We start from the raw sequence: 20,287 nt of genomic DNA, 5'->3' as shown, positions 1-20,287 counted from the left end.
TTCACATGTTTATTATGTTAGCAGGAAGCTTCCTTGTAGAAGGAAGCTTTTTTTACGGAATATATGAGCATTTTAATTGAAAAGAAGTGGGAATTTTGCTACTTTAATGATAGCAAGACAATGTGATTTATTTGTTTGCACCCTATGGCAATTAGGGTAGAATGAAGTTGTATGTCACTTAAGTGGCAATACATAAACTGGGAGGAATATAACAATGGCAAAACACGAATTACCAAATTTACCTTATGCGTATGATGCTTTAGAGCCTCACTTTGACAAAGAAACAATGAACATCCATCATACAAAACATCACAACACGTACATTACAAACTTAAACGCTGCTTTAGAAGGTCATGCAGAATTAGCTGACAAAAGCGTAGAAGAATTAGTTGCAAACTTAAACGAAGTACCAGAAGGAATCCGTACAGCAGTACGTAACAATGGTGGCGGACATGCTAACCATACATTCTTCTGGACAATCCTATCTCCAAATGGCGGAGGACAACCTGTAGGTGAACTTGCAACTGCAATTGAAGCAAAATTCGGTAGCTTCGATGCATTCAAAGAAGAATTCGCAAAAGCTGGCGCAACTCGCTTCGGTTCTGGTTGGGCTTGGTTAGTAGTAAACAATGGTGAGTTAGAAGTAACAAGCACTCCAAACCAAGATTCTCCTTTAACTGAAGGTAAAACGCCAGTTATCGGTTTAGATGTTTGGGAGCATGCTTACTACTTAAACTACCAAAACCGTCGTCCAGACTACATCGGTGCATTCTGGAACGTTGTAGATTGGAACGCTGCTGAAAAACGTTACCAAGAAGCAAAATAATTGTAATAAATATAGAAAAAGCTAGGGGAGAGCCCCTAGCTTTTTTCTATGCTTTCCTTTTACATAATTGGGCTTGTCTTTGGAAGACTAGAACATGAAGTAAAGGAGAGTTGTGTATGAAATGGAAACATATAATTGGTGACGTTGAAGTGAATCGGGATTTAGTGTTATTGCTCCTTATAGGAGGTTTATACACGCTCGCAATTTCTTTATCGAATACGTTTGTAAATATTTATTTATGGAAACAAACACAAAATTATGTGAATCTTGGCTTGTATAATTTAGCAAGCGTGGTATTACAGCCTCTCACATTTCTTGTAGGGGGGAAATTAGCGAAACGTATCGATCGCTCGATTTTATTACGAATAGGGGTAGGAACGCTCGCAATTTTTTTTATCGTTGTCTTAGTAGCAGGAAAAAGTGCTTCTCAGTATATTTTATTAATGGGGGCTCTTTTAGGAGTAGGATACGGTTTTTACTGGTTGGCTTTTAACTTATTGACATTTGAAATTACAGAACCAGAAACAAGAGATTTCTTTAATGGGTTTCTTGGACTTCTTACATCCTTCTCTGGGATGATCGGACCAATAGCAGCAGGATACACAATTTCACGTATGGAGAAATGGAGTGGTTATACTGTTATATTCTTTCTTTCATTAGTTCTATTTGCAATTGCTATCGTCTTAAGCTTCTTTTTATCTAAAAGAGAATGTGAAGGGCGTTATGAAATCGTGCAAGTATTGAAAGAACGACGGATTGATAAAAATTGGGGAAAGATTACACGAGCTCATTTTTTCCAAGGATTGAGAGAAGGAACGTTTATTTTTGTCATTTCAGTATATGTTTATTTAGCAACTAATAGTGAGTTCGCATTAGGGAAATACAGTTTAGTGAACTCTGCTGTATCCTTTGTATGTTATTACTTAGTTGCTCGTATGTTAAAGAAAGAGTGGCGAAAAAAAGCAATTTTACTTGGAGGCATTATTTTATATGCTGTCGTCTTTTTAGTTATTTTCAATGTTACATACACGAAATTACTTATTTATGCAGCATGTATTGCGATTGCATACCCTATTTTACTTGTTCCGTACGGATCAATGACATATGACGTAATTGGTAGAGCAAAAAATGCGAGAGAATGGCGTGTGGAATATGTCGTTGTTCGGGAGTTATGGTTAAACGCCGGAAGAATCTGTTCCATTTTAAGTTTTTTATGTGCTGTACTATTCTTTCCACCTGAAAAAAGTTTACCTTACTTATTATGTATTTTAGGTGCTGGACATTTTCTTATTTATTTTGCAGTTAAAAATGTCAAATATGATGAGGGAAATGCGAGTAAAACAAGTGTTGTAACGCAAGGGAACGCGCAAAACCAAACTGAACCAGAAGGTTAACTTCTCGTTTGTTTTATGCTAGAATAGAAAAAGATGTAAGACAGCAGTGAGGACACCTGTATGAAGGTGTCCCTTTCACATTACATAGCTGTTGGTAGAGGGGGTTTGTATGAGCAAGAAGCAGAAGCAAAATAAGAAAAAGACCCACGTTCCTTTTCGATTAAACGTGTTGTTTTTCTGCGTGTTTTTAATGTTCTCCGCGGTTATTGTAAGGCTCGGATATGTACAAATTGTTCGCGGTGAAGAATATAAGAATGAAGTGGAGAAGAAAGAAAACTCAACGATAAGTAATCCTGTACCGCGTGGGAAAATATTTGACCGTTATGGGCGACCTGTAGTAGATAATGCAGCCATTCGTACTATTACATTTACAAAAATGAAAGGATCAACTGCAGAGGATCGCTTAGAAACAGCGAAAAAGCTAGCAGATTTGATTGAAGTACCGACAGATAAATTAACAGATCGCGATAAAAAAGATTATTGGCTTGCTATGCATAAAGAGGAAGCTAAAGAAAAAATTACGAATAAAGATCGTCAAGAGTTTAAAGATAAAAAAATTGATGATAAAGAATTAGACGAGCGTCAGCGAAGTCGTGTAACAGAAGAAGAGATTAATCAATTATCCGCCAAAGATCTAGAAATACTAGCGATTAAGAGTAAGATGGACGGCGGATATGCAATGACACCTCAAGTTATTAAAAAGGATGCTACAGAAAAGGAATATTCGATTATTAGTGAAAACCTAGCAGCATTACCAGGTGTAGATACGAATGTTGATTGGGAGCGAAAATATACGTACGATGATTTATTCCGAAGTGTACTTGGTGGGGTGTCGACATCTGATGAAGGCTTACCGAGAGAAAGACTAGATTACTATCTTGTTCGTGATTACAATCGAAATGACCGAGTAGGAAAAAGTTATCTTGAACAACAGTATGAAGATAGCCTGCATGGTACGAAAGCAGAAGTTAGAAATGTTACAGATAAAAACGGTAATATTTTAGAAACGATTAATGTATCAAAAGGACAAAGTGGTAATGACCTGAACTTAACAATTGATATGGAATTACAAAAGCGCGTGGAAGATATTCTTGCGAAGAATTTAATGAGGTTTAAAGGAAGTGAACCTCTTTTAGATCGCGCATTTGTTGTAATGATGAACCCAAAAAATGGTGAAGTTTTATCTATGGCGGGGAAACAATTAGTTAACGAAGATGGTCAAACGAAAGTAAATGACTTTGCATTAGGTACCATGACAAGTTCTTATCCGATGGGGTCAACTGTAAAAGGTGCAACAGTACTTACTGGATATCAAACTGGTGCGATTCAACCAGGGGCAGTACAATTGGATGAACCAATTAAATTAAAAGGTACACCTACGAAGTCGTCTTGGAAAACGATGGGATACATTAATGACCTTACAGCTTTAAAAATGTCTTCTAACGTTTATATGTTTAAAACAGCGATGAATATCGCCGGTGTTCCATATGTGAGAGGTGGTACGTTAGATATACCTCAAAAAGCATTTGATACGATGCGTTATTATTTCGGACAGTTTGGACTTGGTGTAAAAACAGGAATTGATTTACCGAATGAATCTGCTGGTCAGATGGGTAAGAGTAGTCAACCAGGTTTCTTACTAGATTTATCAATTGGACAGTATGATACGTATACACCGCTTCAATTAGCGCAATATATTTCGACGATTGCCAATGGTGGATATCGTATGCAACCACAAGTTGTAAAAGAAATTCGTCAACCGGCAGTGAAACCAGATGAAGTTGGGAAAGTTGTTCAATCTATGGAACCGAAAGTATTAAATCGTATTGATATGCCAGAATCGCAAATTAAACGTGTTCAAGAAGGATTTAGACAAGTGTATAATGATTCAGGTGGTACAGCTACAAAGTACTTTACAGGTGCAAAATATAAAGCTGCTGGGAAAACTGGTACAGCTCAAACTGTGTATGGTGGAGATAAAGAGATTGGTAGAAATGCAAAAGGTGAACGTGTGGAAACATATAACTTAACATTAGTAGGTTATGCGCCACTTGAAGATCCAGAAGTAGCATTCTCTGTTGTCGTTCCATGGGTACATGATGATAAGACTGGTATTAATGGATATATTGGTCGTGAAATTATGGACGCTTACTTTGATTTGAAAAACAAAGAAGTAAATGGTGAAGCTCCAAAAGATGATAAAGACAATAAAAACAAAGATCAAGATGATGAATAAAAAAGTTGTAAAAAAGCACACTATATGAAAAGATAGTGTGCTTTTTTTTATGGTTTATGCATATCGTGTAATAAATGTGGACAAGTATACAACATTTAAAAAACGCGGCCCTATAAATGATACTTGTATATGGTGGGATAGGGGATAAATATTTTATAGGGAAATCATCAGAGGAAATGAATAGCTACTACTGAATTAAAATTGTATCGTATGTTGATTTTTGTGGAACTTTACAAAACTTTTACAAACAATTAAAACCGAATTAATAGTTTAGCAGTATTCTTATATCTGTAATCCTGTTATTTCCGGTTACTTCTAGGAGGAAGAACACGTGAAATGGATGCGTACACCGATTAAGATTTTCGTATTATCAATATGGTTCCTCTGTTTTGAAATGTCTACTGCATTTGCTTTAAATGATAAGGGAGAAGTGAGAGTTGATGGATCCTCAACGGTTTTTCCTATTATAGAAGCAGTAGCGGAGGAATATACAAAGGTGCATCCAGACGTGAAAATTTCCATCAGTATTTCTGGAACTGGGGGAGGATTTAATCGTTTCAGTAAAGGAGAAGTAGATATAAATAATGCTTCGAGAGTAATGAAACAAGTCGAGAAAAATGAAATGAAGAAAAACTCTATTCAGTTCACACCTTTTGAGGTTGCTAACGACGGTCTTACGATTGTTGTGAATCGCCATAATACATGGGTAGACGATATGTCAGTAGACGAGTTACGACTACTTTGGAGTGAAGATGGAAGAGAGAAGCGATGGTCACAAATTCATTCAACATGGCCACGTGAACAAGTGAAGTTTTATGCACCAGGCGTAGACTCTGGTACGTATGATTATTTTCAAAATGTCATCTTACAAAATCATCGCATTGTAAAAAAAGTCTCTTTGTCTGAAGATGATCAAGTTATTATGCAAGGGGTAATGAATGATAAACATGCCATTGCTTTTGTAGGATATGCTTATTATATGGCTAATCGAGATAAGGTGAAAGCAATAAAAGTAAATGGTGTATTTCCGACGAAAGAGACCATTCAATCAGGTAAGTATAAGCCGTTATCTAGGCCGCTACTTGCTTATGTGAATAATGCATCTATCCGAAATAAAATGAATGTAGCAAACTATGTTGAGTTTATGATTCAGCATGTCGGTAACCTCGCTGAAGAGGTCGGGTATGTAAAATTACGAAAAGAAAAATACAATGAACAGCTGCGTATGTTAACAGAAATAAAAAGGTAATGTCAGGGTGGAAAGGGGTTTTCATCTTTGGCTCATAATGACAAAAGTCAAATTACATTTTCTGTACAACATTTGATTGAAAGAAATACAAAACAAAGAAAAAAAACGCAGCGAATCAATCGAATAGTGCCTTTATTACTAAAAATAATTGCTAGCGTTTCTATTGTGACGACACTTGGAATTGTTTTTACGCTCTCTAATGAAACAATCATGTTTTTTCAAAAAATATCATTATACTCCTTTTTGACGGAGAAAGAATGGTTACCATTTTTTGAAGACCCTAAATTCGGTATATTACCACTCATATGTGGAACGTTCCTTATAACTGCAATTGCTATGTTTGTAGCAATTCCTATCGGTTTAGCGTGTGCCGTATTTTTAAGCGAATATGCTTCAAATAGTGCACGGAAAATATTAAAGCCGATGTTAGAGCTATTAGCAGGTATCCCGACAATTGTATATGGTTTTTTTGCATTAACAATTGTTACGCCGCTTTTACAAAGGCTTATACCAGATTTACAGTTTTTTAATGCGATTAGTCCAGGAATCGTTATCGGATTTATGATGATGCCTACAGTTGCATCTCTATCTGAAGACGCGATGAGAGCTGTGGCGAAAGGGACGAAAGAAGCTTCATTAGCACTCGGAGCGACGCGGTTTGAAATGGTAAAACAAGTGGTGTTTCCGTCCGCTTTTACAGGGATTATGGCAGCAATTATATTAGCGGCTTCTCGTGCAATTGGTGAAACGATGATTGTTGTAATTGCAGCAGGATCCACACCGAATGTATCGCTTGATCCGACACATTCTATTCAAACGTTAACAGCCTATATTGTACAAGTAAGTTTAGGTGATGCTCCGCATGGAACGATTACGTATTACAGCATGTATGCTGTAGGTGCAACGTTATTTTTGTTTACCTTTATTATGAACATCATTTCGCAGTCTATTATGCGCCGTTTTAGGAGGATGACATAATATGCGAATGTTGAATCATAAAAAAATACAAAAAAACATGGCATCACGCTTTTTAAAAGATCGAATTTACAAATTGTTATTTTATATAGCAATTTTATTTTCAATGGTAATTTTGTTTTTGTTACTGTTTCAAATTGTTGAAAAAGGTATAAGTTATCTTTCAATAAATTTCTTTACAAATTTCGCTTCACGTAATCCGAAAGAAGCTGGTATTGCTGCAGCTTTGTCAGGGACAATATTATTTATGAGTATTGTTATACCTGTTTCTTTTATATTTGGAGTTGGAACAGCACTTTATTTAGAGCAATATGCGAAGGAATCTCTATTTAAAAAAATAATAGAGATTAATAATCAAACGTTAGCAGGAGTACCATCCGTTGTATTTGGATTGCTTGGTTTAACTATTTTTGTATATGCTCTTCATTTAGGAGAGAGTATAGTTGCAGCAGCACTGACGATGAGTCTACTCGTTTTACCAACAGTTGTTGTGGCGAGTCAAGAAGCAATTCGATCAGTACCAAGTGTATTATTAGAGGGTTCTTACGGATTAGGTGCTACGAAGTGGCAAACGATGTATCAAATTGTATTGCCATATGCTTTCCCAGGGATTATAACGGGCTGTACGTTAGCGATATCAAGAGCAATTGGAGAAGCTGCACCACTATTAGTTATTGGGGCACTTGCGTTTGCAAATTATGTTCCATTTAGTATGTTTGATAGATTTACAGTTCTACCAATTCAAATTTTTAATTGGATGAGTAGGCCACAAGAAGAATTTCAGTATGTAGCAGCAGCTGGGATGATTGTTTTGTTAGGTTTGTTGCTATTTATTAATATATTTGTTTTATGGTTACGAAATCGAAAATAAGTTGGAAGTGGATGAAAGGGGAATTCAAATGGTAGCAACAGTAGTAAATGTACAGGTGAAAAACGAAGAGAAAATCGAGACTGCGCCAAAGAAGGTAGTATTTGATACGAAAAACTTAAATTTATGGTATGGGGAAGACCATGCTTTAAAAGATATTAATTTAAGTATTCATGAGAATGAAGTTACAGCCATTATCGGTCCAAGTGGCTGTGGTAAATCAACTTACTTAAAAACATTAAATCGCATGGTAGAATTAGTACCGATTGTTCGAACTACAGGTGTAATTGAATATAGAGAACGCAATATATTTGATAAATCATATCCAGTTGAAGAATTAAGAACGCATGTAGGAATGGTGTTCCAAAAGCCAAATCCATTTCCAAAATCTATTTATGAGAATGTAGCATACGGTCCAAAAATCCATGGTATTCGTGACAAAAAGACATTAGATGAAATTGTTGAAAAAAGTTTACGTGGAGCAGCGATTTGGGATGAGTTAAAAGATCGTTTGCACGATAATGCATACGGTTTATCTGGTGGACAGCAACAGCGTCTATGCATCGCACGCTGCTTAGCTATTGAGCCAGACGTTATTTTAATGGATGAGCCAACATCGGCATTAGACCCAATTTCAACATTAAAAGTAGAAGAATTAATTCAAGAGCTAAAGAAAGATTTTAGTATTGTTATCGTAACGCATAATATGCAACAAGCAGCGCGTATTTCAGACAAAACAGCTTTCTTCTTAAGCGGGGAAGTTGTGGAGTATACAGATACAAACAAATTATTTACGACTCCTTCAGATAAGCGTACAGAAGATTATATTACAGGTCGCTTTGGTTGATATCGTTTCAAAGCTAAGAGCAAATGCCCTCTTAACAGAGGGCATTTCTTATTTTATCTTACTGTTAATAGAGAAGTAATACTTCTCCTTATCTTAAGGTTTATTACAAGCGCAAGAGGCTATGTAGGAGATTTACCCCGCTATTTGCGGGCAGTAAGACCCCCACCTTAAAATTTAGCGAAAGCAAAGAAGTTAGGGAGGGGATCTTGCTGCCTATCAAATCCCGATTGATGAGGGTTGATTAAAGTTTCACTTTTATATAATGGCACATAATATTGAGGGGGAAGAAAAATGGTAAGAGAACAGTTTCAAGGTGATTTAAAAGCGTTACAGCAAAAGGTGATCGAGCTTGGAGAATTAGCAAATGCGGCTTTATTGATGGCTATGGAAGGTCTGCATACAAGGGATGTAGAGAAAGCGTTAGAGGTCATTGATGGTGATTACCGCATGGATAATTTAGAAGAGGAAATAAACGATCTTGCGCTTATGCTCATTACGAAGCAGCAACCTGTAGCAAGTGACTTAAGAAGGATTTTTATTTCAATTAAAACAGCGACAGATTTAGAGCGTATTGCAGATCATGCTGTTAATATTGCAAAGGCTACAATTCGTCTTGGGGAAAAAGAAGTGGCTGTTAGTTTGCACAACCTGGATGAAATGTTTGCGGTTGCAAATGAGATGTTACATTTAGCGTTAGAAGCATATGAACAAGAAAATTTAACTTTTGCGAAACAAATTGCTGAAATGGATGATTCCGTTGATGAAATATATGGAAAAGCAATTCGTGAGTTTATATCGTCGGTTCCGGAACAACCAGAAGCAATTACGCAAATTACACAATTATCATTTGTCGCGAGATATATTGAGCGTGTAGCAGATCATATTACAAATATTGCTGAAAATGTCTTTTATTTAGTAAAAGGAAAGCATTATTTATTGAATGAGTAGGAATAAAAGCAGGTGATGAGAAATCACCTGCTTTTTTTAGTCAAAACATGACAAAAAAAGCTCGTTGTTTCCTTTAGTTTATGATGATAAGATGTATCATAATGTAATGGAAAAATTAGTATATATGTTTGTCGTTAATAAGTATTATTTACCAATTTACAGTAAGCGCTTTCTTGTTGTTTGAAACGTACGTTTTTATAGGTGAGAAATTTAATTATATGGTCTTCTAAATGAGGATTTGTTTAACTAATCAAGTTTATGCTGCTAGTTCATGTGGGATAGGGAATATACATATGGTATATGGAGTTACTGAACATTATATAAGTGGAGGCTGAAGTATATGAAGGGGGTTATTTTAGCTGGAGGAAAAGGAAGACGCCTTAGACCATTAACATGTAATACTCCAAAGCCGATGTTACCATTATTAGAAAAACCAGTTTTAGAATATAATATTGAGTTATTACGTCAGCATGGTATTCGTGAAATTGCAATTACTGTTCAATATATGAGTACGACCATTAAGCAATATTTTGGTGACGGTAGTAAATGGGGAGTTAACTTGTATTATTTTGAAGACTCTCCTCCGCTTGGCACAGCAGGGAGTATTAAACAAGCAGAACAATTTTTAGATGAAACATTTGTTGTGATAAGCGGGGATGCATTAACTGACTTTCAATTATCAGAAGGAATTAGGTTTCATGAACAAAAGAAAAGAATGGTAACAATGTTTGTGAAAGAAGTAGAAAATCCACTCTCATTTGGATTGGTTGTAATGAATAAAAACCAGGAGGTTACACGATATATAGAAAAGCCGGGCTGGAATGAGGTAGTATCTAATGTTGTGAATACAGGCATATATATTATGGAGCCAGAAATCTTTTCTTACATACCGCCTAGGCAATTTTTTGATTTCAGTCATGATGTGTTTCCATTATTGGCAAACAAAAATGTGTTATTCGCATATTTGTCAGAAGGTTATTGGTTAGATATCGGCACATTTAATCAATATCGACAAGCACAATTTGATTTGTTAACGAAAAAGTTACAAGTACCTATTCCTTATACAGAAGTATTACCTATGGTATGGATGGGGGAAGGGGTGACGATTGGTAAAGGGACGAAAATTCATGGCCCCTCTTTTATTGGAGAAGGAGCAAAGATTGGTACAGGAGCTGTAATTGAGCCATATTCTATTATTGGGAAAAATAGTATTGTTTCAAGTTATTCTCATCTTCAAAAAAGTATTGTTTTTGCGAATGCCCACATTGGGAAGTATTGTGAACTATTAGAAACGACAATAGGAGAGCGTACAATAGTTGAAGATGATGTTACACTGTTTCAAAAAAGTGTTGTAGCGGATCACTGTCATATCGGGAGAAGTACGGTAATTAAGCAAAAAGGAAAACTATGGCCTTATAAGGCGATTGATAGTCATTCGATAGTAGGAGCGGCTGGTATTCAAGAGAGTGAAATGAGTGCAGGGTGGTTACAAAAAAGCCGCATTGTAGGAAGAGGGAATGTTGAAATTACTCCCCAGTTTATCGTGAAGATTGCGATGGCGTATGGTTCTCTTTTTGAAAAAGGAGAAAGTATATTAATTGGAAGTCAAGAAAATATAGAAACAACCTCTTATAAAAATTTATTTTTACATGCTATTCATGGTATAGGGATTCATACGATGGAATGTAAAGAAATGAACGAGTCACTTTTTCAATATAGTGTTCATCATTTGCAATGTGCAGGTGGTGTTTTCATTCAAGTGGAGAATGAGAATGAGATTGTTATAAAGTTATACGGTCAAGCTGGCATGCCGTTAACGTATAAGCAGCAAAAAGAGATAGAACAAATATATATGTCCGAATTGTTTTATTACGTGCAGGAGAAAGAAATGGGGCGTAATAAGCTCGTTCATGTTTCTATGAATGAGTATATAGAAGTTATATTGGAGCATATTGATATCGAGAAAATACAGATGCAGAAGTTTCATCTTCTTATTAATAAGAGAAATGATACGTTGCAACATTTACTTATGCTCTTTCTGCAAAGACTTGGTTGTACAGTTACATGGATTTATGCAAGCGAACAAAAAGATCATGTGAAAGCTTTGATGAAATCAAGTAAAGCGAATATGGCTCTTATGTTTTCGGAGAAAGGAAATCATTTCGAGTTATACGATAAACATAGTAATATTTACCAAGGTACAGATTTGGAAGAGGTAGATATTCCAGATTTCTTGCTCGAATCGACAGGAAATATTTACCCAATGTCTTTGAAGTTAGGAGAATGTTATCTTCTATTTTATACGCAGGATGAAAGAAAGTCGTTTCAAGTGAGGTGGAAGCGAGATATTTTATATCGGATTGGAAAATTATTCGAGCTAATAGCATTGCAAGGAAAAACGTTTCTCAGCATAGTAGAGCAATCACCTCCGCTCTATTTACTTTATGATGAAGTGGTATGTTCATGGAATGAAAAAGGGGAAATTATGAGGAAATTATTGGATGATATAGAAAGGAAGGGAGAAGGGATATTTGAAGGAGTGCAGTTCAAATATACTGAAAAAGAGTGGTCTTATATCGTTTCTGACATAAAACAACCAAAATTTTTGGTGTATTCACATGCTAGAAACCCAGTAATAGCAAGGGAAAATATGAAAAATCTTATAGAAAAAATTAGACAATATCAAAAGGTGTAGAATTTTTATTTTAAAAGTGGTATTATAGTATAGTCTGATTTAAGTTATTAGTACTGGAGGGAAATAAGAATGCGTGTGAATATTACTCTAGCATGTACAGAATGCGGAGATCGTAACTATATCTCAAAGAAAAATAAACGTAACAACGCTGAGCGTATCGAGCTTAAAAAGTATTGCAAGCGTGACAAGAAGTCTACGTTACACCGTGAAACAAAGTAAGCAGTAGGAATATTTTCCTACTGTTTCTTTTTTTATTCGATTCCTATGTTAAAAGTGATACACTATCAGCATAGAGTAAAGTGTCACTGTAAGGGGGAGAATGTGTGAAAGCAGAGAAAGTACGTTTGCGTAAACAAATAATAGAACACATGAATTCTTTATCAGAAGAACAGTATACAACTTTATCAGAACAGATTGCATTTTCGTTGTATGCGCAAAAAGAGTGGGTTGAAGCTAAAACAATTGGAATTACTCTTTCAATGGAAAATGAAGTGAATACATATCCTATTATCGAAAAAGCTTGGGAAGAAGGAAAGAAAGTTGTAGTTCCTAAGTGTAATAAAGGAACAAGAACGATGTCCTTCCGGCAAATTAATAATTTTGATCAATTAGAAACGGTGTATATGAATTTACGTGAACCGATTCCCGGGCTTACGGAAGAAGTGAATATGGATGAAATTGATCTTCAAATTGTCCCAGGCGTAGCTTATACAGAACGAGGAGAGCGAATTGGGTACGGCGGTGGCTATTATGATCGTTATCTCGTGCATTATAAAGGGAAAACGCTATCATTAGCGTATGATTTTCAAATGGTAAAACACATTCCGGTAGAGCCATTTGATAAAAACATAGAAAAAATTATTACAGAAAAAGGAACAATGCTTACAAATAAGCTTGTATAGACAAATAAAAATTGACGAGACTTTTTCTTCTTGATTATAATAAAATATGTGAACGTTTTCTTATTATAATTTTTTATAGTAAGTGAGCATAGAGGGTGATGAAATGGTATCTATTTATGATATTCAGCAATTGCTAAAGAAATTTGGTACGATTATTTATACGGGAGATCGAATTGCAGATTTACAATTAATGCAAGATGAATTGCGTGAATTAAATCAATCACAGCTAATCGATCCACAAGACTATCAAACAGCTTTATTTTTATTGAAGCAAGAAATTCAAAAAGAGCTAAATAAGAATTAGATAAAGGTAGGTAAGCAACATGGAAGAGAAATGGTTAGTTGGTGTTGACCTTGGTGGTACAACGATTAAATTAGCATTTATTAATGTATACGGTGAAATTTTACATAAGTGGGAAATCCCTACGAATACAGGTGAGCAAGGAAAACATATTACACTTGATGTTGCGAAAGCAATTGATAAAAAGCTAGAAGAATTAGGCGAATTGAAGAGCAAGTTAATTGGTATTGGTATGGGAGCTCCTGGTCCTGTACATGTGGCGTCTGGAATGATTTATGAAGCGGTTAATTTAGGATGGAAAAACTATCCGCTAAAAGACTTATTAGAAGTAGAAACAGGATTACCTGTTGTTATTGATAATGATGCAAACTTAGCAGCGCTTGGTGAAATGTGGAAAGGTGCTGGTGAAGGTGCAAAAGATTTAATCTGTATGACACTTGGTACGGGCGTTGGTGGTGGTGTAATCGCCAATGGTGAGATTGTACACGGCGTGAGTGGTGCTGCTGGTGAGATTGGACATATTACAGTCGTTACAGAAAATGCTTTCCCATGTAATTGCGGGAAGTCTGGTTGCTTAGAAACAGTAGCATCTGCGACAGGTATTGTACGTGTTGCTATGCAAAAAATACAAGAGACTAATAAAGAGAGCATGTTGCGTTCTATGTTAGCTGAAGAAGGACGTATTACATCAAAAGATGTCTTTGAAGCACTTGGACAAGGTGATGAATTAGCAGGTGAAGTAGTAGAAAAAGTAGCCTCTTATTTAGGATTAGCTGTAGCGAACCTTTCTAGTACATTGAACCCAGAGAAAATTGTTATTGGTGGAGGCGTGTCTAAAGCTGGAGATGCGCTATTAGAACCAATTCAACGCTATTTCGAGCAATACGCTTTCTCACGTGCTGTAAAGAGCACGAAGTTAGCTATTGCAACACTTGGTAATGATGCAGGTGTTATCGGAGGAGCTTGGCTTGTAAAAAAGCACAAATACGAAGCGAAGATGATATAAGTTGTGAAATATGAAAAGAGGAAGGGGGAACCCTTCCTCTTTTTGTGTGAAATCTCGATGATGAAGAATAAAGTGTAAACGAATTAAGCTGCTGGTGGATACCCGTTATATAGAACAGTCATGATCGTAAACCATCCGAAAACGAGTACAGTTGCAATTGCAAAGCCGCTCGCGAAAAAGTTTTTTTCACGAAGTGTTCTAAGCGTAGCAAATACAGCTAACAGAGTGACAAGTGTAAAAATAATAACAAGGCCCATACAATATCCTCCTCTGTCTACCCATTTCTTATTATGAGTTTTTGGAATATTTACTCTTTTATATTGTACATGTTTTAAAAATGATTGTCGAGATAGCATCCTTTCTTTTCCTCAGAGAAAGAAATGTTGTATCATTAAAAGTAAGTTTAATAACTGGAGGAGATTTTCATATGAAATGGATACAAATGCCGTTAGGCCCATTACAAACGAATGCTTATATTTTAATGAACGATCAAAAAGAGTGCATTATCTTTGACCCTGGTCATGAAGGTGAAAAGCTCGTTACATATTTACAAGAAGAACAATTAAAACCATTAGCTGTTTTATTAACACATGCTCACTTTGATCATATCGGTGCTGTTGATGCGGTAAGAGACACTTTTCATATTCCTGTGTATGTACATAAAGAAGAAGCAGATTGGTTAGGAGATGCAACTGTAAACGGCTCTCAAATTTTTATGATGAACCGCAGTATTACAGCAAAACCAGCGGATCATATTATTGATGCAGAAGGTACATTAACAATTGGATCATTTAATTTTGAAATTTTTGAGACACCAGGACATTCTCCAGGAAGTATTTCTTATTATAGTAAAGAGGCGAATGCTGTATTCTCAGGAGATGTATTGTTCCAAATGAGCATTGGAAGAACAGATTTACCTGGTGGAAGTTTCGCTGAATTAATTGGAAGTATTGAAGAGAAATTATTTGTATTACCAGATGAAACAGCGGTTTTATGTGGACATGGTCCAGAAACAAGCATTGGCTTTGAAAAAGAAAATAATCCGTTTTTACAATAAGGAGTCATTATGGGAATGGAGCTCATTTTAAGAGAATGGATGGGGAAAGAAAAGGATTATTCAATTTCATATAGTACGTATATGAACCTTGTATTGTATACAGAAGGTCATGGATATTATATGAAAGAACGTGAAAAGATTGGAAGACAAGGGGATTTTTTTACAAGTAGCAACGTATCCTCTGTGTTTGCAAAAACTTTTGCTAAACTTTTTATTCGTCTTGTTGAAAATGGTGAAGTTGCTCCGAATATTTGTGAAATTGGCGGAGGAACAGGGAAGTTTGCCTATGATGTTTTACAAGAATGGAAGCAATTATCTCCAAAAACCTTTATTGATTTAAACTATTCAATGATTGAAGTGAGCCCTTTTCATAGAAAATTACAGCAGGAGCACCTTGGCTCATTTTCTAATGTATCGTACTATACCTCCTATAGTGAAATGGGAGATTCTTTCGAGGGAATTCTTTTTTCGAATGAGTTGTTTGATGCATTTCCTGTTGAAATAATTGAGAAAAGAAATGGTATGTTGTATGAAGTACGTATTACATATACAGAGGAAGGAAACCTTTCAGAAGTATGTAGGCCGTTAGATAAAAGAATTGGTCGCTATTTATTGAAATATAATATTCATATTGCTGAAGGGCAACGTTTTGAAGTACCAATTGTGATGGAGGAGTATATAAAAGAAATTGCGAAATGGTTTCAAAAAGGTATATGTATTACAGTTGATTATGGATACACAAAAGAAGAATGGATGCATCCAGCACACCGTGAAGGAAGTTTGCGAGGGTATTATCAGCATAAGCTAATACGTAACCCACTAGCGCATCCAGGTGAAATGGATCTTACTACTCATATTCATTGGGACGAGCTAAAGGAGATGTTTAGTATGCAAGGAATGAGTGCAGTATGGCATAAGAAACAATCTGAGTTCTTGTTAGCTGCAGGGATATTAGAACAGCTTACGAGCCATCAAGATACGAATCCTTTTTCTGAAACGCAAAAACAAAATCGAGCAGTTCGTTCTATGATTTTGAATGGAGGAGTAGGGAGTGCATTTGATGTTGTTATACATACAAAAGATATGCAACATTTACATTTGGATCGGTATGTAACAATATAAAAAACAAGACACAGTATATACTGTGTCTTGTTTTTTAATACGACTTATGTAGTATTATATATTTCCTCTCATGATATATATTTATATTAAAGATATGAGATGAAAAATATAGAATACGTTCTTTTTCTTCGATTATTAGTCCCTAACCTAATAATACGCGAACGAGTTGAATGATTGTTTCATTCTCTACTTTGTAATAAATTTCCAATCCTTTTCTTTCACTAGAAACGATTTTAGCGCTTTTTAATTTTGCTAAATGCTGTGAAATTGTAGATTGTGGCATGTTTAAGCCAGTATACATTGTAGAAACGTTGCTTGGACCGCGCTCGATTAATCCTTTTACGATACATAAACGAACAGGATGAGCTAGCACTTTTAATAATTCTGCATTACTTTCATATAGTTCTAATTCTTTTTGAAAGGTTTCTAACATGTTCTTTTCCACCTCCGTGTGAGCTATTATACCATACTATACATACCAAAAATTTAAAGAAAAGAAAATAGTTGTTGCAGAAAAAAAGTCCTAAAGTAAAGAAATTGTAAGAAAAGAGACCCTGATGTAAATAAAATAGGTAAATTAGCATGTTTTTGTAAAATGACATTTTTGGGTGAAAATTTCGATGCGTTTTAAAAATTGAAAGATATAGATATATTTGTAACACAATTTTATCATGATTTTCTTATTCTTTCAAATGAATATACGAAATTTTTAAAATAATATGACAAAGGAATTATAATGATATATATAGAATATAAAACAGGTTAAAAGAAAAGAAGCTGAATGTAATTCGCTTCTTTATGGTGATAATGAAATATTTGCTTACAGCTGATAAATCTTAGGATGATCAAGTCATTAGTCATTTATTCTAAAATTCATCTTTTAGCAACGTTAAAAACCTGTGATTCCATATGTTCTCATAAAAATCAATTGTCTCTTTTGCGGACATAAAAGGATTATTCAACGTAGAGGTTGTTTTCTGTACCATAAAGTTTTCGTATCCTAGTCCGTGGGCAAACTTAATCGTAGCATCCATACAGTACTCTGTTTGGGCGCCACAAAATTCAATGCAATTTACAGATAATTGATCTAAAATTTCTTTTAAGTTTGTTTTATAAAATGAATTTGCATGTGTTTTTCTTACAAAAAAATCTTGTTCTTGAACATCTAGATCGGTATGAATAGCCCAAAGTTCTTTCTCGGGTACTAAATCATCATCACAATGTTGAACAAAAAGGATTGGTTTATTTAATTTTCTGTATGAATAAATTCTTTTATTTACTTTTGTTAGTAAGTTCTGTAAATCAAATAAATGCTCCTCGCTATAACATACGCCATTTTGTAAATCGATAACGATTAAAATATCTGAACAAATATCCATTATTTTCACCCCTTTTTATTTCTTAATATATCAATTAATCCATTATTTAGAAATAGATGATATACTTTTATTTTTTTATGGACTATAAGAAAAGAAGAAATTCAAATGAATATAACTAAAACGCAGAAAAAGAAGATATGAAAACCTAATCTCATATCTTCTTTTTCTCTATGCATTTACAGGTTCTTCTACATAAGAAAGGGCATTTTCAAAATCGGATATTAAATCGTTAACATTTTCAAGACCGACTGATAACCGAAGTAATGAATTAGAGATTCCTCTTTCATCACGAGCTTCTTGCGACAGTGCTGCATGTGACATTTTTGCTGGATAAGAAAGAATTGACTCTACAGCTCCTAAACTAACTGCAAAAACAGGTAATTTTACTTTTGATAAAAATTGGCGGAGTGCATCTTCTGACTGCAAAGTAAACGATAAGACCGCTCCAGCTGATGTTGCTTGAGATTGTTGAATATCAAATCCGAGATGTGTTTGTAATCCCGGATAATAGACATTTTGTACTTTAGCGTGCTCTTGTAAATAATGTGCGATTTTATTGGCATTTTTAGCTGAATGCTCGAGGCGTACGTGCAATGTTTTTAGACCGCGAAGTACGAGAGAACAATCTTGAGGTCCTAAAATAGCACCGAATGCATTTTGTAAAAATCCAAGCTTTTGAGCGAGTTCTGCATCTTTTACTACTGCTAATCCGGCAGTAACATCACTATGACCAGCAATAAATTTTGTAGCACTATGAAGAACGACATCAGCTCCAAGTTCAAGTGGTTTTTGGAATAGTGGTGTCAAAAATGTATTATCAACAAAAGTAAGAGCGCCAATAGATTTTGCGAGTTTAGAAACCTCGCGAATATCTGTCACTTTTAAAAGTGGGTTAGAAGGTGTTTCTACATAAAAGAGCTTTGTATTTGGTTTCATGTTTTGTTTTATTTCTTCTAAATTGGTCATATCAACAAATGTATGTGAAACACCGTAACGGGAGAGTACCTCAGTTATCACTCGGTAAGTGCCTCCGTACACATCTTCTGAAATGAGTACGTGATCACCTTGTGAAAGAAGGAGGAATGCAGTGGAAATCGCTGCAATGCCTGATGCAAAGGCGAATCCTTTTGTTCCGCCTTCTAATAAAGCAATGATATCTTCAAGAGCTTCACGAGTTGGATTTCCTGACCTGCTATAGTCATATTTTCCGAACGTATCTACATCAAACTGGTGAAAAGTTGATGTGTTATAAATAGGAACGTTCACAGCGCCTGTTTGCGAGTCATGTTTATATTGGTTGTGTAGTAAGAGTGTATCTATAGAATAGCTCATATTCTTACACCTTCTTTTACGAGTTTAATGGCTTGCTTTAAGTCTTGAATTAAATCGTTACTATTTTCAATGCCAACTGAGAATCGAAGAAGACAATTGCATACGCCGTTTGCTGTTCTAATTTCTTCAGGAATATCAGCATGTGTTTGCGTTGCTGGATAAGTCATTAAACTTTCTACACCACCAAGACTTTCGGCAAATGTAATTAAGGATAAAGATTGTAAGAATGGATTAATCCAAGCTTCATCTTTAAGGCGGAATGAAATCATGCCGCCTCTTCCTGGATAAAATACATCTGTCACCCCGTCTTCATCATTTAAATACGCAACAACTGCTTTCGCATTTTCTTCATGTTGTCTCATGCGAAGCGCTAACGTTTTCATACCGCGAATTAATAACCATGAGTCAAATGGGCTTAAAACTGCACCTGATGCATTATGATAATGAGCGATTTCCTCGCAAAGTTCCTTTCCTTTTGCAACGACAAGCCCGCTTAGTACATCGTTATGTCCCCCTAAATATTTCGTTGCGCTATGAAGTACAATGTCAGCACCTTCTGTTAATGGTTGCTGTATATAAGGTGTGTAGAATGTGTTGTCTACAATAAGAAGTAGTCCGTGCCTTTTCGCTACAGTTGCGACAGCAGCAATATCAGTAACTTGCATTAATGGATTAGTTGGAGTTTCTATGAAAATAGCCTTCGTTTCAGTTGTGATAGCTTGCTCAATTTGTTTAATAGACTGTGTATTTACGTATCTACATCGAACATTCCACTTTTTTTCATGCTCAGAAAATAATCGATACGTTCCCCCGTATAAATCTTCAGATACAATAAGTTCGTCTCCAGAGCGGAATAGAGAAAGGACGAGGAGAACAGCCGCCATCCCTGAACTACAGGCATAACCTTGTTCGCCATATTCTAAGTCTGCGATCGCCTGTTCTAAAAGACCGCGAGTTGGATTGCCAGTTCGTGAATAGTCAAAGCCAGTAGATTTACCAATTCCTTCGTGGCGATAAGCGGTTGAGAAATAAACTGGTGGATTAACCGTTCCAGTTGTAGTTTCACTACGATTTCCGATTTGTGCTAGTTTTGTTTCGATTGTTGACATGTGAAAATTCCTCCTTTTTAAATTGAAACATTAAGTGAATA

General features: G+C 35.5%; 20 protein-coding genes. 15 read left to right on the top strand and 5 right to left on the bottom strand.

Going from position 1 to position 20,287, the window contains the following annotated elements:
• Window positions 1–214: 214 nt before the first annotated feature.
• The 13 genes from sodA (at window position 215) to glcK (ending at window position 14,247) form a co-directional block, all read left to right on the top strand.
• Window positions 215–826, top strand: coding sequence for a superoxide dismutase [Mn] (gene sodA, locus D1166_RS10985; RefSeq protein ID WP_001052035.1), 612 nt, complete (start codon window positions 215–217; stop codon window positions 824–826).
• Window positions 827–942: 116 nt separating this feature from the next.
• Window positions 943–2,220 carry an MFS transporter gene (locus tag D1166_RS10980; protein ID WP_000871383.1) on the top strand — a complete coding sequence of 426 codons (1,278 nt, stop codon included), beginning with the start codon at window positions 943–945 and terminating at the stop codon, window positions 2,218–2,220.
• Window positions 2,221–2,329: 109 nt separating this feature from the next.
• Window positions 2,330–4,456, top strand: a complete 2,127-nt coding sequence (locus D1166_RS10975) for a peptidoglycan D,D-transpeptidase FtsI family protein (protein ID WP_000038982.1) — start codon at window positions 2,330–2,332, stop codon at window positions 4,454–4,456.
• 331 nt (window positions 4,457–4,787) lie between these two features.
• Window positions 4,788–5,705 (top strand): PstS family phosphate ABC transporter substrate-binding protein, encoded by a 918-nt coding sequence (locus tag D1166_RS10970; protein WP_000871817.1) that lies wholly within the window; start codon window positions 4,788–4,790, stop codon window positions 5,703–5,705.
• Between the two features lie 27 nt (window positions 5,706–5,732).
• Window positions 5,733–6,683, top strand: coding sequence for a phosphate ABC transporter permease subunit PstC (gene pstC, locus D1166_RS10965; protein ID WP_000940912.1), 951 nt, complete (start codon window positions 5,733–5,735; stop codon window positions 6,681–6,683).
• A gap of 1 nt (window position 6,684) precedes the next feature.
• Complete coding sequence (pstA, locus tag D1166_RS10960; protein WP_001242564.1) at window positions 6,685–7,551, top strand: phosphate ABC transporter permease PstA; 867 nt, start codon at window positions 6,685–6,687, stop codon at window positions 7,549–7,551.
• A gap of 28 nt (window positions 7,552–7,579) precedes the next feature.
• The gene (gene pstB / locus D1166_RS10955) at window positions 7,580–8,395 is read left to right on the top strand and encodes a phosphate ABC transporter ATP-binding protein (RefSeq protein WP_000226681.1); all 816 of its coding nucleotides are present in this window, start codon (window positions 7,580–7,582) and stop codon (window positions 8,393–8,395) included.
• Window positions 8,396–8,686: 291 nt separating this feature from the next.
• Window positions 8,687–9,343 (top strand): phosphate signaling complex protein PhoU, encoded by a 657-nt coding sequence (phoU, locus tag D1166_RS10950; RefSeq protein ID WP_000251243.1) that lies wholly within the window; start codon window positions 8,687–8,689, stop codon window positions 9,341–9,343.
• Between the two features lie 340 nt (window positions 9,344–9,683).
• Entirely contained in the window at window positions 9,684–12,038 is a 2,355-nt protein-coding gene (locus D1166_RS10945) for a sugar phosphate nucleotidyltransferase (RefSeq protein WP_016111670.1), read from the top strand.
• Between the two features lie 69 nt (window positions 12,039–12,107).
• Window positions 12,108–12,257, top strand: a complete 150-nt coding sequence (rpmG, locus tag D1166_RS10940) for a 50S ribosomal protein L33 (RefSeq protein WP_001265616.1) — start codon at window positions 12,108–12,110, stop codon at window positions 12,255–12,257.
• 104 nt (window positions 12,258–12,361) lie between these two features.
• Window positions 12,362–12,940 (top strand): 5-formyltetrahydrofolate cyclo-ligase, encoded by a 579-nt coding sequence (locus D1166_RS10935; RefSeq protein WP_000642752.1) that lies wholly within the window; start codon window positions 12,362–12,364, stop codon window positions 12,938–12,940.
• A 103-nt stretch (window positions 12,941–13,043) separates the two neighbouring features.
• Window positions 13,044–13,244 (top strand): YqgQ family protein, encoded by a 201-nt coding sequence (locus tag D1166_RS10930; RefSeq protein WP_000253699.1) that lies wholly within the window; start codon window positions 13,044–13,046, stop codon window positions 13,242–13,244.
• Between the two features lie 19 nt (window positions 13,245–13,263).
• On the top strand, window positions 13,264–14,247 hold the full coding sequence (glcK, locus tag D1166_RS10925) for a glucokinase (protein WP_000391701.1): 984 nt from the start codon (window positions 13,264–13,266) through the stop codon (window positions 14,245–14,247).
• Window positions 14,248–14,330: 83 nt separating this feature from the next.
• On the opposite strand, the gene D1166_RS10920 is transcribed toward glcK, so the two are convergent.
• Complete coding sequence (locus D1166_RS10920; RefSeq protein ID WP_000524852.1) at window positions 14,331–14,504, bottom strand: DUF2759 domain-containing protein; 174 nt, start codon at window positions 14,502–14,504, stop codon at window positions 14,331–14,333.
• Between the two features lie 170 nt (window positions 14,505–14,674).
• Between D1166_RS10920 and D1166_RS10915 the strand changes: the two genes are divergently transcribed.
• Together D1166_RS10915 and D1166_RS10910 are read left to right on the top strand one after the other, a co-directional pair.
• Window positions 14,675–15,304: an MBL fold metallo-hydrolase gene (locus D1166_RS10915; protein WP_000871233.1), complete on the top strand. Its 630-nt coding sequence runs from the start codon at window positions 14,675–14,677 to the stop codon at window positions 15,302–15,304.
• Window positions 15,305–15,313: 9 nt separating this feature from the next.
• Window positions 15,314–16,426: a class I SAM-dependent methyltransferase gene (locus D1166_RS10910; protein WP_058840117.1), complete on the top strand. Its 1,113-nt coding sequence runs from the start codon at window positions 15,314–15,316 to the stop codon at window positions 16,424–16,426.
• A 142-nt stretch (window positions 16,427–16,568) separates the two neighbouring features.
• Here the strand turns inward: D1166_RS10910 and D1166_RS10905 are convergent, their stop codons facing one another.
• The 4 genes from D1166_RS10905 to metI all read right to left on the bottom strand — a co-directional run bounded on the left by D1166_RS10905 (window position 16,569) and on the right by metI (window position 20,246).
• Window positions 16,569–16,859, bottom strand: coding sequence for an ArsR/SmtB family transcription factor (locus D1166_RS10905; protein WP_000894377.1), 291 nt, complete (start codon window positions 16,857–16,859; stop codon window positions 16,569–16,571).
• A gap of 433 nt (window positions 16,860–17,292) precedes the next feature.
• Entirely contained in the window at window positions 17,293–17,805 is a 513-nt protein-coding gene (locus D1166_RS10900; protein WP_000350341.1) for a cysteine hydrolase family protein, read from the bottom strand.
• Window positions 17,806–17,973: 168 nt separating this feature from the next.
• Window positions 17,974–19,137 carry a cystathionine beta-lyase gene (gene metC, locus D1166_RS10895; protein WP_000122301.1) on the bottom strand — a complete coding sequence of 388 codons (1,164 nt, stop codon included), beginning with the start codon at window positions 19,135–19,137 and terminating at the stop codon, window positions 17,974–17,976.
• Window positions 19,134–20,246: a cystathionine gamma-synthase/O-acetylhomoserine thiolyase gene (gene metI / locus D1166_RS10890; RefSeq protein WP_000103888.1), complete on the bottom strand. Its 1,113-nt coding sequence runs from the start codon at window positions 20,244–20,246 to the stop codon at window positions 19,134–19,136. Before metI ends, metC begins: the two co-directional genes overlap by 4 nt.
• Between the last annotated feature and the right edge of the window lie 41 nt (window positions 20,247–20,287).

The sequence above is a fragment of the Bacillus sp. ISO11 genome, from assembly GCF_003458115.1.
GTDB lineage: Bacteria > Bacillota > Bacilli > Bacillales > Bacillaceae_G > Bacillus_A > Bacillus_A cereus.
Note: the sequence above shows the minus strand (reverse complement) of the source record. Positions and strands in the feature narration are given on the sequence as shown.

What these genes read in the sequence shown, in the direction of transcription:
- sodA (WP_001052035.1), top strand. Translation starts at nt 215, where the DNA reads ATGGCAAAACACGAATTACCAAATTTACCTTATGCGTATGATGCTTTA.
- D1166_RS10980 (WP_000871383.1), top strand. Translation starts at nt 943, where the DNA reads ATGAAATGGAAACATATAATTGGTGACGTTGAAGTGAATCGGGATTTA.
- D1166_RS10975 (WP_000038982.1), top strand. Translation starts at nt 2,330, where the DNA reads ATGAGCAAGAAGCAGAAGCAAAATAAGAAAAAGACCCACGTTCCTTTT.
- pstA (WP_001242564.1), top strand. Translation starts at nt 6,685, where the DNA reads ATGCGAATGTTGAATCATAAAAAAATACAAAAAAACATGGCATCACGC.
- pstB (WP_000226681.1), top strand. Translation starts at nt 7,580, where the DNA reads ATGGTAGCAACAGTAGTAAATGTACAGGTGAAAAACGAAGAGAAAATC.
- phoU (WP_000251243.1), top strand. Translation starts at nt 8,687, where the DNA reads ATGGTAAGAGAACAGTTTCAAGGTGATTTAAAAGCGTTACAGCAAAAG.
- D1166_RS10945 (WP_016111670.1), top strand. Translation starts at nt 9,684, where the DNA reads ATGAAGGGGGTTATTTTAGCTGGAGGAAAAGGAAGACGCCTTAGACCA.
- rpmG (WP_001265616.1), top strand. Translation starts at nt 12,108, where the DNA reads ATGCGTGTGAATATTACTCTAGCATGTACAGAATGCGGAGATCGTAAC.
- D1166_RS10930 (WP_000253699.1), top strand. Translation starts at nt 13,044, where the DNA reads ATGGTATCTATTTATGATATTCAGCAATTGCTAAAGAAATTTGGTACG.
- glcK (WP_000391701.1), top strand. Translation starts at nt 13,264, where the DNA reads ATGGAAGAGAAATGGTTAGTTGGTGTTGACCTTGGTGGTACAACGATT.
- D1166_RS10920 (WP_000524852.1), bottom strand. Translation starts at nt 14,504, where the DNA reads ATGGGCCTTGTTATTATTTTTACACTTGTCACTCTGTTAGCTGTATTT.
- D1166_RS10915 (WP_000871233.1), top strand. Translation starts at nt 14,675, where the DNA reads ATGAAATGGATACAAATGCCGTTAGGCCCATTACAAACGAATGCTTAT.
- D1166_RS10910 (WP_058840117.1), top strand. Translation starts at nt 15,314, where the DNA reads ATGGGAATGGAGCTCATTTTAAGAGAATGGATGGGGAAAGAAAAGGAT.
- D1166_RS10905 (WP_000894377.1), bottom strand. Translation starts at nt 16,859, where the DNA reads ATGTTAGAAACCTTTCAAAAAGAATTAGAACTATATGAAAGTAATGCA.
- D1166_RS10900 (WP_000350341.1), bottom strand. Translation starts at nt 17,805, where the DNA reads ATGGATATTTGTTCAGATATTTTAATCGTTATCGATTTACAAAATGGC.
- metC (WP_000122301.1), bottom strand. Translation starts at nt 19,137, where the DNA reads ATGAGCTATTCTATAGATACACTCTTACTACACAACCAATATAAACAT.
- metI (WP_000103888.1), bottom strand. Translation starts at nt 20,246, where the DNA reads ATGTCAACAATCGAAACAAAACTAGCACAAATCGGAAATCGTAGTGAA.